Raw genomic sequence first — 16,221 nt, forward strand, 5'->3', positions numbered from 1 at the left:
GGCACCGGCGGGCCGGGCGCGACCTGACAGGATCCGGGGGCGAACCCACCAGTTCCACCGGCCGCCCCCGGATCCACCAACTGGCCGGTGGAGTCCGTGCACGCGGCGGGAGTACGGTCCCCCCACAACCGGCTCCCGCCGCGCGCGCCGGCCCCACGACCCCGGACGCCGACCGCCTGGCGCCGGCGGGTCAGCGGGTCGCCGCGGCCAGGTAGCCGTCGATCTCGGCGGTGAGCCGTGACTTCTCCCCCGGATCGAGGAACGCGGCGTTCACCGCGTCGGTGGCCAGCGCGGCCACTCCCTCGGGGCCGACCCCGAGCAGCCGGGCGGCCACCGCGTACTCGTTGTCGAGGGTGGTGCCGAACATCGGCGGGTCGTCGGAGTTGATGGTGACCAGCACACCCGCCTCGACGAGTCGGGGCAGCGGGTGCTCGTCGAGGGAGGCGACCGCCCGGGTGCGCAGGTTGGAGGTCGGGCAGACCTCCAGGGCGATCCGCCGCTCCGCGAGGTGGGCGAGCAGCTCCGGGTCCTCGGCGGCGGAGATGCCGTGGCCGATCCGCTCCGCGCCGAGGTCGCGCAGCGCGTCCCAGACGGTCTGCGGGCCGGTGGTCTCCCCGGCATGCGGCACCGAGTGCAGCCCGGCCGCCCGGGCCTGGTCGAAGTACGGCTTGAACTGCGGTCGGGGCACCCCGATCTCGGGGCCACCCAGGCCGAAGCTGATCAGCCCGTCGGGGCGTTCCTCCAGGCAGATCCGCAGGGTCTCCTCGGCGGCCGGCAGCCCCGCCTCGCCCGGGATGTCGAAGCACCAGCGCAGCGCGATGCCGAAGTCGACCTCGGCCCGTTTCCGGGCGTCCTCGATCGCCTCGCAGAACGCCGGCGCGGGGATGCCCCGGCGCACGTGCGAGTACGGGGTGACGGTCAGCTCGGCGTACCGGACCTGCTGGCGGGCCAGCTCGCGGGCGACCTCGTGGGTGAGGATCCAGACGTCCTCGGGATCACGGATCAGGTCCACGACGCTGAGGTAGACCTCGATGAAGTGGGCGAAGTCCCGGAAGGCGAAGTAGTCGGCGAGGGCGTCCGGGTCCGCCGGCACCGGGCTGCGTCCGGCGTGCCGGGCGGCCAGCTCGGCCACGATCCGCGGCGACGCCGAGCCGACGTGGTGCACGTGCAGCTCCACCTTGGGCAGTCCGGCGATGAAGGTGGACAGATCGATCACAATTTCTCCCTTGCGCTGGCGTCGGTCCGGGCGACGACGAAGAGCCGGCGGAAGGGGAAGTACACCAGATTCCGCCGGGCCGGGTAGGCCGCCGCGAGGCGCGCCCGCAACTCGGCGCGGAAGTCGGCCCACCCCGCGTCGTCGAGCGCCGCCCGGACCGGGCGCAGCGCGGTGCCTTCCATCCAGGTCAGCACCGGGTGCTCGGCGTGCGCCGGGGCCGGGAGCTGATGCACGTACGTGGTCTCCCAGGCGTCGACCGCGCAGCCGGCGTCGGTCAGCAGCCTGGCGTAGCCGACCGGCTCGTCGACCGGGGCCTCGCGCAGCAGCGGGGTCAGCTCGGTGGCCCACGGCCCCGCCCCGGCCACCTCCCGCAGCGCCCGGTGCGACGGGGCCTCGAAGTTTCCCGGCACCTGCACGGCGAGCCAGGCCCCGGCGGGCAGTTCGCCGGCCCACCGGGTCAGCAGTTCCCGGTGCCCCGGCACCCACTGGAGCACCGCGTTGCTGACCACCACGTCGACGTCGGGGGCGGGGCGCCAGTCGCGCACGTCGCCGACCGCGAAGTCGACCGGTGCGCCCAGGGCTGCGGCCCGGTCGATCATCTCCGCCGACGAGTCGAGGCCGGTGATCCGGGCACCCGGCCAGCGGGCGGCCAGGGTGGCGGTGAGCGTGCCGGGACCGCAGCCGAGGTCGACGACGGCCCTGGCCCGCCCGACCGGGACCCGGGCGACCAGGTCGTGGAAGGGCCGCCCCCGCTCGTCGTCGTAGCGCAGGTACGCCGCCGGGTCCCACATCGTCGCCCCCCAAACCGTACGTTCGTCTTGTTGAACGGTACGGCCCGCCGCACGACCGGGCAAGCCGATCACTAGGCTCGGGGCATGCAGCAGCGCACCCTCCCCCGGCTCGGGCGGTCCGTCGGCGTGGTCGGCCTCGGCACCTGGCAGCTCGGCGCGGACTGGGGTCGGGTCGACGAGGCCGACGCGCTGGCCGTGCTGGCCGCCGCTGTGGACTCCGGCGTCACGTTCGTCGACACCGCCGACGTGTACGGCGACGGGCGCAGCGAGCAGCTCATCGGCCGGTTCCTGAGGAGCCGGCCCGACGCGGGACTGACCGTGGCGACCAAGATGGGCCGCCGGGTCGAGCAGCGGCCGGAGGCGTACACCGCGGAGAACTTCCGGGCCTGGACCGACCGGTCCCGGGCCAACCTCGGTGTGGACACCCTGGACCTGGTGCAGCTGCACTGCCCGCCCACGGCGGTGTTCGGAGACGACCGGGTCTTCGACGCCCTGGACGACCTCGTCGCGGCCGGACGCATCGCCGGGTACGGGGTCAGCGTGGAGACCTGCGACCAGGCGCTCACCGCGATCGCCCGGCCAGGCGTGGCCAGCGTCCAGATCATCCTGAACGCGCTGCGGCTCAAGCCCCTGGAGCGGGTGCTGCCGGCCGCCTCAGCCGCGGGGGTGGGCATCATCGCGCGGGTGCCGCTGGCCAGCGGCCTGCTCTCCGGTCGGTACGACGAGCACACCACCTTTCCCGCCGACGACCACCGCACCTTCAACCGGCGCGGCGAGTCGTTCGACGTCGGGGAGACCTTCTCCGGGGTCGACCTCGACACCGGGCTGGCCGCCGTGCGCCGGCTCGCCCCGCTGGCCCGGACGGGCCGCACCCTGGCCCAGTTCGCGCTGCGCTGGGTGGTCGACCAGCCGGGCGTCACCGTGGTCATCCCCGGTGCCCGCGACACCGACCAGGCCCGGCGCAACGCCGCCACCGCCGGCCTGCCGTCGCTGTCCACCGAGGAGCTGGCCGTCGTCCGGCACACCTACGACGAGCTGGTCCGGCCGCAGGTGCACGACCGGTGGTGACCCGCCCGGGGGCGGCGGTGTTCGCCCAGCTCGGTGACGACGCGCATGCTGGACGGGCCCGGCCGGTCGGCGAAGGAGGAACGCGATGAAGGGGTGGCTTCCGCTCACCCTCGGCCTGCTCGCCATGGTCGTGGGCGCCGTCTGGACGGTGCAGGGCCTCGGCTACGTCGGCGGCAGCATCATGACCGACCAGTGGATCTGGGCGCTGCTCGGCCCACTGCTGGTCCTGATCGGACTCGTGACGACCTGGCGCGGCCTGCGCAGCCGCCGCCGGCCCTGACCGCTCCCCCCACCGAGGGCACGGGTCCCGGGGCAACGGAAAACCCCGCATCCCGGACAGGACGCGGGGTTTCACTGTGATCCGGGCGGATCACCCGGCCTCGGCCGGCACGCCGGCCACGGCTGCTCAGATCGGGCGGACCTGCTCAGCCTGCGGGCCCTTCTGACCCTGGGCGATCTCGAACTCCACCCGCTGGTTCTCCTCCAGCGAACGGTAGCCGCTGGACTGGATCGCCGAGAAGTGGACGAACACGTCAGCACCCCCGCCGTCGACGGTGATGAAGCCGAAGCCCTTGTCTGCGTTGAACCACTTCACGGTTCCCTGCGCCATGTGAATCTCCTTCTAAAACTGGCGGCCGAGCACGCCGTGCGGCCGATTGGCCGTTTTCGAGCAGCGGCGCCTGAGGCGGCCCCCTGTGCAGGAGACTTCTCTCAACCCACGCCTTCTCGCAACAGCGTGGGACAGCGAACCACGTAGCGAAAACTTCGCACAGCGTACCCGAAGAGATCCTCGGAAAGGTGACCCGAAGGACGCTCGAATTCCGGCCCGGACGGGTCGCGCCCCGAGCGAAAGGGCCCTTTCCCACGTACCGGAAAGGGGCCCTTTCGCATGGTGCCGGCGGGTCAATCGGGCCAGCGGCCGGTCAGTCGGCGCACGCCGGCCGCCCCGCCCCGGTCCACGGCGGCCCGGACCACCGCGAAGATCGCGCCCTGGAGGGCGGCGGCGGCCAGGATCTCGCCCCAGCCACGGTCCTCGTCGGTGGCGCTCGGGGCCTCGCCGTCGCCCGCGGTCGCCTTCCAGACCTGCCGGAAGATCGCGCCCGCGACCGTACCGGCGGCCACGCCGAGCAGCACCCCGACCGGCTTGTACGCGGCCTTGCCGATGCCCCTGCTCACCTGTTCCTCCCCCGAACGATCAACAACACGATCATCGTAGCCACCGCGCCGGCGGCGACGGCCGCCCACGGCACCGGGCCGCGCAGCCCCGCACCGGCGGTGGACGCCCCCTCCCGGGCCACTCCGGCCCCCTGCGCGGCCTGCTCCCGCACCCGGGCCACCGTCTGCGCGGCCTGCTCCCGCATCCGGCCCTTCGCCTGCTCGGCGGAGGACCTCAGGCGGGCCTTGACGTCGGCCTTGGCGGCCAGCGCCTCCATCGTCTCGCCCAACTCCACCCTGGTCCGCCGGATCTCCTCGCGGAGCCCCTCGGTGTCGCCGGCCCCGTTGCCCGTCATGCCCGTCCCCTGTCCCGGACCGCGGCGGTCACGGTGTCCACGTCCGCCCGGAGGCTGCGTACCGTCGCGGCCGGAACCGGCGGAACCGCCTGGCTGACCTGCTTCTTGCCGACCAGTGCGAGGATCCCGGCCAGCAGGAAGAGCGCCACCGCCACGATCAGCGCGCCCAGCCACGCGGGCATGACCAGCGCCAGTAGCAGGATCACGGCGGCGACCAGTGCGCCGAGCCCGTAAAGCGCCAGGGCCCCGCCACCGCCGAACAGGCCGATCCCGATGCCGGCGTGCTTGCCCTTCTGCGTCAGTTCCGCCCGGGCCAGCGCGAGCTCGTCCCGGACGAGGCGCGAGACCTGCTCCGTGGCCCGCTGCACCAGTTCCGCGGTGGACGGCTCGCTCCCGCTCCCGGTCCGAGACGTGCGGTGATTCGCGACGTCAGCCATGCTGTCCTCCTTTCATCATCACCGCGCTGTATGCCCGGAGCCGCCGCCCGTCAATCCTGCGCGGTGCAGCCAGTAACACCGACCACCCCGCGCACCAGTCCCCAGAACCCGCCGCCCCAAACCCAGCCCCACCCCGCCGGCCCACGCCCGGCCCACGGTGATCAAGAGGTCTGCGTCGCCGGACCGCAGATCCCGACGCAGACCTCTTGATCACCGCATTCATCGGGTGTGGGTCGGGGTGAGGGCGTCGTCGGGGCCGATGAAGGCTTCGCTGCGGGCCGCGCCGTCGTCGCTGCCGCCGAAGACCCGGGCGTCGTCGGGGACGTCGGTGTCTGCCGGCCGGCGGACCGGGCGCCGGGGCTGCACCGACTGCCAGGGCAGGGCGCCGGAGGAGTCGCCGACCTCGGCGCGCATCCGGGGCAGGGCGGTCGGGCGGTGGTCGCGGACCCAGCCGACCAGGTGCTCGCGCACCAGGCAGCGCAGGTCCCACAGACTGCCGGCGTCCGCCGCGCTGACCAGGGCGCGGACCTTGACCAGGCCGCCGGTGGCGTCGGTCACCTGGAGTACGCACACCCGGCCGTCCCACAGGTCGCTGCTCTCCGCCAGCCGGCGCAGCTCCTCGCGCATCGCCTGCACGTTGACCGACCAGTCGACGTCGAACTCGGCGGTGCCCAGCACCGCAGCCTCGGTCCGGGTCCAGTTCTGGAAGGGCCTGCTGGTGAAGTACGAGGTGGGCAGGATCAGCCGGCGGTCGTCCCAGATCTGCACGACCACGTAGCTGAGGGTCAGCTCCTCGATCCGGCCCCACTCCCCCTCGACCACCACCACGTCGTCCAGGCGTACCGCGTCGCTGAAGGCGAGCTGGAGCCCGGCGAAGACGTTGCCGAGCAGGCTCTGCGCGGCCAACGCGGCGACCACGCCGACCACGCCGGCGGAGGTCAGCACGCCGGCCCCGATGCCCCGGACGCTGGGGAAGGTCATCAGCATCACGCCGACGGTCAGGATCACGATCACCGCGATGGTCAGCCGGCGCAGCATCACCACCTGGGTACGCACCCGGCGGGCGTGCCGGTTGTTCGGCACGTCGACCCGGAACCGGGCCAGCGCCACGTCCTCGACCGCCACCAGCAGCGAGGCGACCAGCCAGGCCGCGGCGGCGATGACGGCGAGCACCAGCATGTGCAGCACCACCTGCCGCCACTGCGTGCCGACGGCGTAGCCGGTGGAGAGCCGGACGGCGAACTGCACGGCGACGACGGTCGCGGCGACCTGGAACGAGCGGTGCGTGTGGTCGGTCAGCTCGGTCATCAGCAGCGAGCCCCGGCCGAATCGCCGGGTCGCGCGGTGCACCACCTCGACCAGGAAAAGGGCGATCGCCGCCGCGGCGAGCGCGGCGACGACCGTCGTGAGGTAGCTCTGCACAGGTATCTCTCTCCCTCCAGCGGGCACCCCGGATCCGGGCAAAGGCCCAATGGTGCCCGCTGTTTCCCGATCCGACCAGGTCAGACCTTGCGGTACCGGGACTGGAGGAAGCAGTAGACGCCGTAGCAGGCGATGCCGAGGGCGACCAGGACCAGCAGCACCGGGCCGTAGGACTGGTCGCGCAGCGTGCGCAACGCGGCGTCGAGGCCGCGGGCCTTCTCCGGGTCGTAGTTGACGGCGGCCAGCACGACCAGCAGGCCGGCGATGCCGTACGCGACGCCCTTGGCGATGTAGCCGGCCATGCCGAGCCGGCGGGCCAGGGTCCGGGTGTGGGCGTTCATCTCCCCGGTCTTCAGGCGCTTCTCGAACTTCTTCTTCCACCCGTAGATCACCAGGCCGATGCCGATGGCGGCGAGCACCAGGCCGGCCAGTCCGACCAGCCAGCGTCCGCCGGAGGAGGTCATCAGCTTGCCGGTCAGCGCCTCCGACTGGTCGGCGTTGCTGGCGCCGGCGTTGGAGAAGACCTTCCAGGCGGTCCAGGCGAAGTAGAGGTAGACCAGGGCACGGGCGACGGAGGCGACGCGCTCGAAGATCCGCTCCTTGCCGCGCTCGGCCTGGTGGCCGACGGCGGCCTCCAGCGCCTGCCAGATCGCCATGGCGAGCATGCCGACGGCGATGGCGACGCAGAGGAACTTACCCATCGGCTTCTCCGCCAGGGTGCTCAGCGCACCGGACTGGTCGCCGCTCTTGCCGCCCGAGCTGCCGAAGGCAATCTGCAGGGCGAGCCAGGCGATCAGCAGGTGCACGACGCCGTAGCCGATGAAGCCGGCCCGGGCGAGTAGTTCGAGCCACCGGCTGTTCGCGGCCTGCGAGGCGGTGGCTTCGGCGTTCCGGGTGAGTGACATGGCGCCACAATCTCCGATTGCGGAGATTCCCAAACGTCGGCCACCGCCGCCGCGGCGTCGCTAGTTGCCGGGATTACGCGAGACGCGGATCTTGACCTCCTGGTCGGTGACGCTGTCCAGGGTGACGGCGAAGCCGCCGACCTCGGTGGCCTGCTGGCCGACGGTCAGCGACAGCTGTTCGCCGGCGACCTCGACGGTCACCTGGTCGCCCTGGGCGCCGACCAGTTTGGCCTCGACGCCGAGGATGGTGGCGCTGGCCTCGACGCCACGGTCGAAGGTGACCGTGCAGGCGTCCAGGCCGCAGTCGGTGGAGGCGCCCTCGCTGCTGCAGCCGGCGAGCAGGGCGACGCCGAGCGCCAGGCCGGCCAGCAGGCCGACGGCCCGGCGGGTGGGGGTGGACGGGGGGGTACCGGGTCGGTTCGTCACCCGATCAAGGGTACGAGATCCGCGCGAACGCCCGCCCGGCACGCAATCGCCCTGCTCAACGTCTTCGCACCCCGGTTTCCGACCGACGAGGTGGACCGGTTGCTGGCCGAACTGGACCAGTTGGCCGGGGCCCGGGGCAGAATGGCCGGGTGAGCATCCTGGTCGAGGACAACCCCGCCCGCCGCCGCTTCGAGATCCTGGTCGACGACGCGCTGGCCGGGTTCACCGCGTACCTGCCCCGGGGCGAGGTGCTGGTCTTCACCCACACCGAGGTCGACCCCGGGTTCCAGAACATGGGGGTCGGATCCGCGCTGATGCGGGCCACCCTGGACCAGGTCCGCGAGCGTGGCGGCCGGGTGTCGCCCAGGTGCCCGTTCATGGCCGCGTTCATCGAACGCCACCCGGAGTACGCGGACCTGGTCATCTCCGCCTGAACCGGCGGGCGCGCCCGACCGACCCGCCCACGGCGTGACGGGCCGCCGGGCGATGGGCCGCCAGCCGGCGACGGGCCGCCAGCCGGCGACGGGCCGCCAGCCGGCGACGGGCCGCCAGCCGGCGACGGGCCGCCAGCCGGCGTCGGACCTCAGCCGGCGATTGGCCGCCCAAGGCCGGCCAGCGGCGCGGCGAGGGTGCCGGCGAGCAGCTCGGCGGCGGCGCGGGCCGCGGACCGGGTAGCGCCGTGGGTGGCCACGTGCACCACCCCGGCGACCAGCACGGGCACGCCCAGTTCGACCACCACCGCGTCGGGGCGGGCGGCGATGGCCCGCCCCACGGCGGCGCGCATCCATTCGTGCCGGTGCAGGTCACGGACGACCAGCACGAGCGGCCGGCCGGCCGCCCCGGCGGTCGGGTCGGCGGGCAGGTCGGCCTCGCCGAGGCGTACCGAGGTGGTGCCGGTGAGCAGGCCGGCGAGGGGCGCGGCAACCCCCCACGGGGTCTCCTGGCCGATCGCGATGTTGCGCGGCGGCTCGAACTCGACCACGTGCGGGGCGGTGACCAGGGGCAGCGCCGCCTCGGCGCCGGTGCGCGCGGTCACCCGGACCGCCCGGCGGGCGGCGGCCAGCCCGACCAGGGAGCCGCCGACCGCGACGCCGGAGCGGGCCGGAGCGGCGGCCTGGGCCGTCGTCGTCCAGCTCGCCAGCTGACCGACCCGCTGGGCCGCCTCGGCCAGCCGCTCCTCGGGCAGCTCGCCGGCCACGACGGCGGCGACGATGGCGTCGCGCAGCTCGCGGGCGGAGTCCTCGTCGGCCCGCTCCCCGCCGACGCAGATCGCGTCCGCGCCGGCGGCAAGGGCGCGCACGGCCGACCCGGCGAAGCCGTACCGGTCGGCGACCGCGCGCATCTCCACCGCGTCGGTGACCACCACACCGGTGAAGCCGAGCTCGTCGCGGAGCAGGCCGCCGAGGATGCGCGGGCTGAGCGTGGCCGGCAGTTCCGGGTCCAGCGCCGGGACGAGCAGGTGGCCGGTCATCACCGCCCGCACCCCGGCCGCCACGGCGGCCCGGAACGGGACCAGCTCGGCGGCGTCGAGCTGTTGCCGGGTGCCGCCGATGCGGGGCAGGTCGTGGTGCGAGTCGACGCGGGTGTCGCCGTGGCCGGGGAAGTGCTTGGCGCAGGCCGCCACCCCGCTGGACTGCAGCCCCCGGATCCAGGCGGAGGTGTGCCGGGCGACCAGGACCGGATCGGCCCCGAAGGCGCGGACCCCGATGACCGGGTTGGCCGGGTTGGAGTTGACGTCGGCGTCCGGGGCGTAGTTGAGGGTGACGCCGACCGAGGCCAGCTCGCGGCCGAGGTCGCGGGCCACCTCGTGGGTCAGCTCCGGGTCGTCGACCGCGCCGAGGGCGAAGTTGCCGGGGCGGGAGCTGCCCCGGCCGGACTCGATCCGGGTGACGTCGCCGGCCTCCTCGTCGATGCCGACCACCACGTCGGGCCGCTCCGCGCGCAGAGCCGCGGTGAGCGCGGCGACCTGGTCGAGGTCGACGATGTTGCGGGCGAAGAGGACCACCGAGCCGAGCCCTTCGCCGAGCCACCGGCAGACCCAGGGCGGTGGGGTGGTGCCGACGAATCCCGGTTGCAGGACAGCGGCCGCCAGGCTCGCCAGTTTTCCCGTCGGTGTGCTGCTCATGCGGCTGCCGTACCCCCGTCTTTCCCGTTTCGGACCGGCCGCGGGTCGCGGCGGTGCATGCCATGGTCACACCGGGCACCACTAATAGTCAATAAACCTTACTGTTAATCCGTGGCGCGGAGCCGCCCCACGTGGGAGAGTTCCCACATGCCACTGCCGCCCCTCGCCGACGCGACCAGCGCGGCCGACGTACCCGGTGTTCGGCTGCTCGGCCTGGTCGTCGGCGGCCTGCTCCTGCTCGCCGCCATCCGGGCGATGTTCCGCCGGCGCTGACCCCCGCGGTCGCCGGTCGTAGCCCCACGGGCCGACACGCTCCTGCCGTGGGGTTTCGCCGCTGATCGCGTCGGGTACCTCCGGCCCTCGATGAAACTGTCAACGCACTCGATGACGCTGCGCCGCGCGGCGCGCAGCCTGTTCGGTTGGACCGCCCTGCGGCCCAACCAGCTCGCCGCCATGCGCGCGGTGATGAAGCGACGCGACGCCCTGGTGGTGCTGCCCACCGGTGCCGGCAAGTCGGCGATCTACCAGATCCCGGCCAGTCTGATCCCCGGCCCGACCGTGGTGATCTCCCCGCTGCTCGCCCTCCAGCAGGACCAGATCGCGGCGCTCAACGAACGCCGACGCCCGGAGCTACGGGCGGTACGGATCAGCTCCGACGAGACCGCCGCCCAGCAGGCGGAGGCGATCGCCGAGATCCGCGACGGCCGGGCGGAGTTCCTGTTCATCACTCCGGAGCAGCTCGCCAACCCGGACCGGATGGCGGAGGTGAAGTCACTCAAGCCGGCGCTCGTGGCGATCGACGAGGCGCACTGCATCTCGGCGTGGGGGCACGACTTCCGCCCCGACTACCTGGCGCTGGGCCACCTCATCGACGGCATCGGCCGGCCGCCGGTGGTCGCGCTGACCGCCACCGCCTCGCCGCCGGTCCGCGACGACATCATCGCCCGGCTGCGGCTGCGCGACGCCGAGGTGGTGGTCTCCGGGCTGGACCGGCCGAACCTCTTCCTCGAGGTGGCGCACTGCCCCACCGAGGACTACCGGTGGCGGCGGCTGATCGCGCTGCTGAACGAGGACCAGCGCCCCGGGATCATCTACGTGCCGACCCGGCGCGCGGCCGAGGAGCTGGCCGGCCGACTCACGGATGCCGGCTACCCGTCGCAGTACTACCACGGCGGCATGCCCGCCGGGGCGCGCGGCGAGCTGCACACGGCGTTCCTCGCCGACCAGGTGCCGATCATGGTGGCCACCTCCGCGTTCGGCATGGGCATCGACAAGCCCAACATCGCCTGGGTGGTGCACATGGCCCTGCCCGACTCGCCGGACAGCTACTTCCAGGAGATCGGCCGGGCCGGACGTGATGGGGAGCCGGCCCGGGTGCTGCTGCTCTGGCAGGCCGAGGACGTCGGCCTGCAACGCTTCTTCTCCGGCGGCCTGCCGGACGCCACCGAGCTGTGCGACCTGGCCGCCCTGCTGCGCAAGAAGCCGGCCACGAAGAAGGAGCTGCGGGAGCTGACCGGCCTGGGGCCGCGCAAGCTCGGGCAGTACCTCGCCCTGCTGGAGCAGATCGGCGCCGCCGAGCCGCGGTCGAAGCAGCGGATCGGCGCGCCCCGGTACTCCCCCACGCCGGCCGAGGCCGGCGAGGCCGCGCGGGCCGAGGCGGAACGCCAGCAGACCGTGACCCGGTCCCGGACCGACATGATGCGGGCCTTCGCCGAGACCACCGGCTGCCGGGGGCAGACGCTGCTGGCGTACTTCGGCGAGCAGATGACGAAGGTGTGCGAACACTGCGACAACTGCCTGGCCGGCACGAGCGTCGCCGGCGACGGCGCCAGCGGGCCGTTCCCGGTGCACAGCCAGGTGCGGCACCCGGAGTGGGGGCCGGGCATGGTGCTCAGTTACGAGGACGACCGGATGACGGTGCTCTTCGAAGAGGTCGGCTACAAGACGCTGTCGGTGCGCGTGGTGTCCGAACAAGGGCTGTTGACCCTCGACTAGCCTGAGCCGGGCCCCGGCGACCGGGGTGCGGTGGCGGTCGAGCCGAGTGAGACCAGGATGAGAGGAGCGTGGACGTGATCGAGCAGCCGGCGTACACCGGGTTCGGTTTCTCCGACGAGGAGTGGGGGCTGCTGGTCGGCCTGCCGCAGGCGGTGCTCAACGCGGCGAGCGTCGCCGAGCACGACAGCGCCCGTCGCACCATGGCCGAGAACGCCGCGGGTCTGGAGACCATCGCCGCCGGCCGGGAGTCGGCCAGTCCCCTGGTCGCCGCCGTGGCCGGCGAGATCGTGTCCCGGGTGGGCGACCCGGAGGCCGGCGAGGAGCTGCCGGTGATCGTGCCGGCCGACCCGCGGGCGATGATCGAGGACGTGCTGAACCGGGCGGCCTCGGCGGCCCGGCTGCTGGCCACCAAGGTCGACGAGGGCGAGGCCGGCGCCTACAAGCACTGGCTGATGAAGATCACCGAGCACGTGGTGGGCGCGGCGTCCAGCGGCGGCATCCTCGGCCTCGGCGGCGACCAGGTGAGCGACTCCGAGCGGCGGTTCCGCGACCGGCTCTCCCAGGTTCTCAACGACTGAACCTGAGGCGTCACGACGGCCGTCCCCGCACCGGGGGCGGCCGGGCTGGCCCGCTTGCGCCCCGTCAGGCTGTGCGGAGTGCTTCGTTGGGTGCAAGCCGGGTGGCCCGCCAGGCGGGGTAGGCCCCGGCGACGATCCCGACAGTGAGAGCGAGCGCGGGTGCCGCGACGATCGCGGTGATGGGAAGAGCTGCGGCTTGCGCGTTGACTGCGGCATAGCCGATGGTGACCAGGATGCCGGTGCTGATGCCGATGGTCGCGCCGATGGCGGCGAGAGTAAGCGCTTCGAAGATGAATTGAGCGGCGATATGTGTGCGTCGCGCTCCGAGGGCGAGCCGGAGTCCGATTTCGCCGCGACGTTCGATGACGGCGACGATCATGGTGTTGGCGATGCCGACCCCACCGATCAGGAGCGCGATTGCGGCAAGGGCCGTGGCGAGGTTGCTGAGGCTGGTGTCGGCAAGTTCGCGCATGTCGGCATAGTCGGAGAGCTGGGACACTCCGACGTACTGGGGTGCGGCGGGATTGGCGGTACCGGCGAGTACGGGACGCACCTGAGCGGCGGTGCCGGGGTGGGTGTTGACGTAGATCATGGCGATGCTGCCTGGTGTGGCGCCGGTCGTGTCGGTGAATTGTGGCCAGATGGCGTCTTCGGTCCAGTCATCGCCGAGGAAGACAGCGTGGTCGATACCGTCCGCGAGGACGACCGGGCGCAGAACACCGATGACAGAGTGCCATTGGTCGGCGACCCAGATGCGCTGTCCGGGGTAGGCGATGCCGAGCGTCGTGGCGGCTTGCGATCCGAGCACGACGGCCGGGAGGATGCGGCTGGCGTTGCTGAACCACTGCCCCCAGGCCAGGTCGGCGTCGATCGCTGCCGGGAGACCGGGGCCTGCGGCCTGGACGAGCAGCCCCCTGGTCTGGTTGATCGGGACGCGATCGGTGCGATAGGCGCGCACCGTCTCGGGTACGGCATATACCGCGGCGGCATTCGTGACGGGGGCGATGCGTTCGATCATCTCCAGCGCCGTGTCGGGCAGCGGTACGGTCTTGTCGTCCGTGTCCTTCCCGGGCTCGACGGTGAGCAGGTTCGCGCCCATGCCATCGAGTTCGTTCAGATACTGGGCCTTGTTGGAGCCGGCGACGCCGGTGATGGCGACGAGTGCGGCGATGCCGATCGCAATCCCGATGGACGACAGGACGGTGCGCAGCGGCCTTGCCCAGGTTCCGGCGGTGGCGTCGTCGAGGAGGTCGCGGATGCGAATCCGGATCGGATGAAGGTCAGAGTTGCTCATGCGGTGGGCACCCCGTATCGGTGGTGATGCGGCCGTCGAGGATTCGGACACGGCGCGGCATTGTGTCGGCTATGGCGTGGTCATGGGTGATGACGATGACCGCCGTTCCGGAACCGGCAATCTCACTGAGGAGACGGATGATGCTCTCCCCGGTGGCCGTGTCGAGGGCACCGGTGGGTTCGTCGGCGAACACGATGCTCGGTCGCTTGACGAGTGCGCGGGCAATCGCCACACGCTGCTTCTCACCTCCGGAAAGCTGTCCGGGCCGATACCGGGTTCGGTGGGCCAGCCCGACGGCTTCGAGAGCGTCTCGGGCCTGACGGAGGCGTTCGGCGTGTCCGGCGCCGGTGTAGAGCAGCCCGGTCGCGACATTCTTCTCGGCCGTGAGGGTGGGGATGAGGTGGAACTGTTGGAAGACAAAACCGATGTGTCGTGCCCGCAGTGCCGCACGCTGCGCATCGCCGAGTCGAGCGACCGGGAAGCCCCGCAGACGCACCGTTCCGCTGGTGGGGTCCTCAAGGGTGCCCATGATTGAGAGCAGAGTGGACTTGCCCGACCCGGACGGTCCCACGATCGCGACCGACTCCCCGGCACGCACCGTAAGGTTGGCTGCGCTGATTGCGTGCGTCGGCGGGTCTGTCGGATACGTCTTGGACACCTCCTCGACGGTGAGGACGAATTCGGTCATGGCGCCGCCACCACCTCCTCCCCTTCCTTGATGTCCCCGGTGATCTGTAGCCGGGAATCGGCGACCAGTCCCACCTTCACGGGTACGAGGACCCGCCTTCCGTTCCGGAGCACTTCGACGCCGTACCCACCGTCGGCCAAGGCGAGGAGCGCGGTGACCGGTACGACGAGGGCTCCATCGACGGTGTCACTGGGGATGGTGACCCGCACTGCGGAGAGGCCGATCCCTGAGACCGCCGACTGGTCGGCGAATTCAATCACCGCACGGTCCGGCAATCGTTTTCCGTCCTTGTCGGACCCGCGGTTCTTCTGGATCTGGGTGATCTGAGCGCCGATGGTCGACCCGTCGGGCAGGGCTACGGTCACCGGTTTCCCCGGCATCAACGATCCGGCCTGCGCGGTGCTGAGGTTGGCGACCGCGTGGACGGTGGTGTCGGTGTAGTCGAGGATATCGCCGTCAGCGGATGCCCCGAGCTTCACGTGAATGGTCTCGACCCGGATCGCATTCGCCTGGGTGACAACGGCATCGCCCGGGGCGAACACACCGGTGGGTTTGACGCGGAGGGACTCCTGCCAGCGTTTGATCGCCAGGGCGGTGGACCGGGTGAACGTGTCGTCCACGGTGAGGCCCACACTGAAGCCCAGCTTGACGAGATTCCGTTCGAGTTGGCGCACGTCCTCGCCCGGGGAAACTCCGGCTCTGAGCTCGCGCCAGAATGGCCGGGCGCCTTTCAGGAGCACGACGGGTCGCCCGTCCGTCTCGTAGACGCGTTGACCAACCTTGACCACCTTCCCGGGGGGCGGCAGCGCCGTGAGGATGCCACCGCCGCCACCGATGAGAGTGTCCGGGTCGCCGTAGCTGAGCTGCGCATTCAGGATCGTGTTCGACGTCAATGCCTCTCGCACGATCGTCTGGGTGTTCATCTTCGGGCCCGGCACGGCGGCGTCCCTGCGCCAGGGTTGCCATACGTAGGCGGCAGCCACAGCACCGAGCACCAGGACGACGGCCGCGGCGGCGACGCGGGTACGGCTTCGCACTGCTCGCCTCGCCTAGGAGTTCGCGCCGTCGATAATGCGGGAGTACAGTTCCTCGCTCCAGGCTGCGTCGAACGCGCCCGTGAAGTTCGGGGCAACGAACGTGCCCTTCTTGTCACCGTCCGGCACGATCGTCTTCTTGCATGACGTGAACATGGCGAAGAACTGTTCCTTCGTCGTCCCGGCCGGCACTGCCATCTCCGCGGACGCACCTTCCGGGTCCGGAAAGGCCGCGATGCCGTTCTCCCTGGCACACTTCGCGAACGCACGAGACGCCTCGGCCAGGGCCGGGTCGAGCCCGTCGCCGTTGCGTGGCGGCTCGTACCGGGACACCTTCGCCCGGCAGACCTTTTCGGCAGCCGCGAAGAGTTCGGCCGCTGCCGCGTCAAACTGGACCGCGCCAGGGCTGCTGTTTCCCTGAGCGGAATCAATCGAGATACCGGGTCCGACATAGCCGTCCGGCCCGACCATCACGTTCTGCACCCCTTCGGCGCGCAAACAGCCCGCGTACGCTTCCGCCGCCGCCTTCGCATCACCCTTACCTACGGGTACGTCGCCGGCGGAAGGCACCTTGGGCGTGGACGTGCAGCCGGCAAGGGTGAGAGCCGCGGCAAGCGCGGCGCCCGCGACGAGCAGCCTCGTCGTGGCTGGCCGGTGGTCGTTGCTGAACATGGTTCGTCCTCACTGACGGGTTGCATCCCGGTGTCGCGGGATCGGTCAGGAGAAGTTCT

The 16,221-nt window shown here is 72.0% G+C and carries 20 protein-coding genes; 6 read left to right on the top strand and 14 right to left on the bottom strand.

Going from position 1 to position 16,221, the window contains the following annotated elements:
* Window positions 1-190 precede the first annotated feature (190 nt).
* Complete coding sequence (locus tag OG559_RS00745) at window positions 191-1,216, bottom strand: adenosine deaminase (RefSeq protein WP_405111034.1); 1,026 nt, start codon at window positions 1,214-1,216, stop codon at window positions 191-193.
* Window positions 1,213-2,007, bottom strand: coding sequence for a trans-aconitate 2-methyltransferase (locus OG559_RS00750; RefSeq protein ID WP_405111037.1), 795 nt, complete (start codon window positions 2,005-2,007; stop codon window positions 1,213-1,215). The genes OG559_RS00745 and OG559_RS00750 overlap by 4 nt, the downstream gene beginning before the upstream one ends.
* Window positions 2,008-2,091: 84 nt before the next feature.
* Here OG559_RS00750 and OG559_RS00755 point away from each other — a divergent pair, with 84 nt between their 5' ends.
* Both OG559_RS00755 and OG559_RS00760 read left to right on the top strand, forming a co-directional pair.
* Window positions 2,092-3,075, top strand: a complete 984-nt coding sequence (locus OG559_RS00755; protein ID WP_405111040.1) for an aldo/keto reductase — start codon at window positions 2,092-2,094, stop codon at window positions 3,073-3,075.
* A gap of 85 nt (window positions 3,076-3,160) precedes the next feature.
* Window positions 3,161-3,355 carry a hypothetical protein gene (locus OG559_RS00760; protein WP_405111043.1) on the top strand — a complete coding sequence of 65 codons (195 nt, stop codon included), beginning with the start codon at window positions 3,161-3,163 and terminating at the stop codon, window positions 3,353-3,355.
* A gap of 126 nt (window positions 3,356-3,481) precedes the next feature.
* Here the strand turns inward: OG559_RS00760 and OG559_RS00765 are convergent, their stop codons facing one another.
* The 7 genes from OG559_RS00765 to OG559_RS00795 all read right to left on the bottom strand — a co-directional run bounded on the left by OG559_RS00765 (window position 3,482) and on the right by OG559_RS00795 (window position 7,776).
* Window positions 3,482-3,685, bottom strand: coding sequence for a cold-shock protein (locus OG559_RS00765; protein ID WP_088962828.1), 204 nt, complete (start codon window positions 3,683-3,685; stop codon window positions 3,482-3,484).
* A gap of 293 nt (window positions 3,686-3,978) precedes the next feature.
* Window positions 3,979-4,251 (bottom strand): DUF4235 domain-containing protein, encoded by a 273-nt coding sequence (locus OG559_RS00770; RefSeq protein ID WP_161691336.1) that lies wholly within the window; start codon window positions 4,249-4,251, stop codon window positions 3,979-3,981.
* Window positions 4,248-4,586, bottom strand: a complete 339-nt coding sequence (locus OG559_RS00775) for a DUF3618 domain-containing protein (protein ID WP_387019003.1) — start codon at window positions 4,584-4,586, stop codon at window positions 4,248-4,250. Before OG559_RS00775 ends, OG559_RS00770 begins: the two co-directional genes overlap by 4 nt.
* Window positions 4,583-5,023 (bottom strand): phage holin family protein, encoded by a 441-nt coding sequence (locus OG559_RS00780; protein ID WP_405111047.1) that lies wholly within the window; start codon window positions 5,021-5,023, stop codon window positions 4,583-4,585. Before OG559_RS00780 ends, OG559_RS00775 begins: the two co-directional genes overlap by 4 nt.
* 219 nt (window positions 5,024-5,242) lie before the next feature.
* A complete protein-coding gene (locus OG559_RS00785; protein ID WP_405111050.1) occupies window positions 5,243-6,445 on the bottom strand; it encodes a mechanosensitive ion channel family protein in 1,203 nt (400 codons plus the stop codon).
* 80 nt (window positions 6,446-6,525) lie between these two features.
* Window positions 6,526-7,350 carry a DUF1206 domain-containing protein gene (locus OG559_RS00790; protein WP_405111053.1) on the bottom strand — a complete coding sequence of 275 codons (825 nt, stop codon included), beginning with the start codon at window positions 7,348-7,350 and terminating at the stop codon, window positions 6,526-6,528.
* Window positions 7,351-7,410: 60 nt separating this feature from the next.
* Window positions 7,411-7,776, bottom strand: a complete 366-nt coding sequence (locus OG559_RS00795; protein WP_405111056.1) for a hypothetical protein — start codon at window positions 7,774-7,776, stop codon at window positions 7,411-7,413.
* 149 nt (window positions 7,777-7,925) lie between these two features.
* Here OG559_RS00795 and OG559_RS00800 point away from each other — a divergent pair, with 149 nt between their 5' ends.
* Window positions 7,926-8,210, top strand: a complete 285-nt coding sequence (locus OG559_RS00800; protein ID WP_396673927.1) for a GNAT family N-acetyltransferase — start codon at window positions 7,926-7,928, stop codon at window positions 8,208-8,210.
* A 149-nt stretch (window positions 8,211-8,359) separates the two neighbouring features.
* Here OG559_RS00800 and OG559_RS00805 read toward each other — a convergent pair whose 3' ends face one another.
* Window positions 8,360-9,901, bottom strand: coding sequence for a glycoside hydrolase family 3 protein (locus tag OG559_RS00805; protein WP_405111059.1), 1,542 nt, complete (start codon window positions 9,899-9,901; stop codon window positions 8,360-8,362).
* Window positions 9,902-10,048: 147 nt separating this feature from the next.
* On the opposite strand from OG559_RS00805, the gene OG559_RS00810 reads away from it, so the two are divergent.
* The 3 genes from OG559_RS00810 (at window position 10,049) to OG559_RS00820 (ending at window position 12,474) form a co-directional block, all read left to right on the top strand.
* Entirely contained in the window at window positions 10,049-10,174 is a 126-nt protein-coding gene (locus OG559_RS00810; RefSeq protein ID WP_256371533.1) for a hypothetical protein, read from the top strand.
* 90 nt (window positions 10,175-10,264) lie between these two features.
* The gene (locus OG559_RS00815) at window positions 10,265-11,896 is read left to right on the top strand and encodes a RecQ family ATP-dependent DNA helicase (protein WP_405111062.1); all 1,632 of its coding nucleotides are present in this window, start codon (window positions 10,265-10,267) and stop codon (window positions 11,894-11,896) included.
* A 74-nt stretch (window positions 11,897-11,970) separates the two neighbouring features.
* The gene (locus tag OG559_RS00820; RefSeq protein ID WP_405111065.1) at window positions 11,971-12,474 is read left to right on the top strand and encodes a hypothetical protein; all 504 of its coding nucleotides are present in this window, start codon (window positions 11,971-11,973) and stop codon (window positions 12,472-12,474) included.
* Window positions 12,475-12,538: 64 nt separating this feature from the next.
* Here the strand turns inward: OG559_RS00820 and OG559_RS00825 are convergent, their stop codons facing one another.
* Genes OG559_RS00825 through OG559_RS00840 form a run of 4 tightly spaced genes read right to left on the bottom strand, consistent with a single transcriptional unit; the run spans window position 12,539 to window position 16,162 of the window.
* The gene (locus OG559_RS00825; RefSeq protein ID WP_405111068.1) at window positions 12,539-13,768 is read right to left on the bottom strand and encodes an ABC transporter permease; all 1,230 of its coding nucleotides are present in this window, start codon (window positions 13,766-13,768) and stop codon (window positions 12,539-12,541) included.
* Window positions 13,755-14,456: an ABC transporter ATP-binding protein gene (locus OG559_RS00830; RefSeq protein WP_405111071.1), complete on the bottom strand. Its 702-nt coding sequence runs from the start codon at window positions 14,454-14,456 to the stop codon at window positions 13,755-13,757. The genes OG559_RS00825 and OG559_RS00830 overlap by 14 nt, the downstream gene beginning before the upstream one ends.
* Window positions 14,453-15,493 carry a peptidoglycan-binding protein gene (locus tag OG559_RS00835; protein WP_405111074.1) on the bottom strand — a complete coding sequence of 347 codons (1,041 nt, stop codon included), beginning with the start codon at window positions 15,491-15,493 and terminating at the stop codon, window positions 14,453-14,455. The genes OG559_RS00830 and OG559_RS00835 overlap by 4 nt, the downstream gene beginning before the upstream one ends.
* 12 nt (window positions 15,494-15,505) lie before the next feature.
* Window positions 15,506-16,162, bottom strand: a complete 657-nt coding sequence (locus tag OG559_RS00840) for a hypothetical protein (RefSeq protein ID WP_405111077.1) — start codon at window positions 16,160-16,162, stop codon at window positions 15,506-15,508.
* Window positions 16,163-16,221: the final 59 nt, after the last annotated feature.

The organism is Micromonospora sp. NBC_01405 (assembly GCF_045040155.1).
Taxonomy (GTDB): Bacteria; Actinomycetota; Actinomycetes; order Mycobacteriales; family Micromonosporaceae; genus Micromonospora.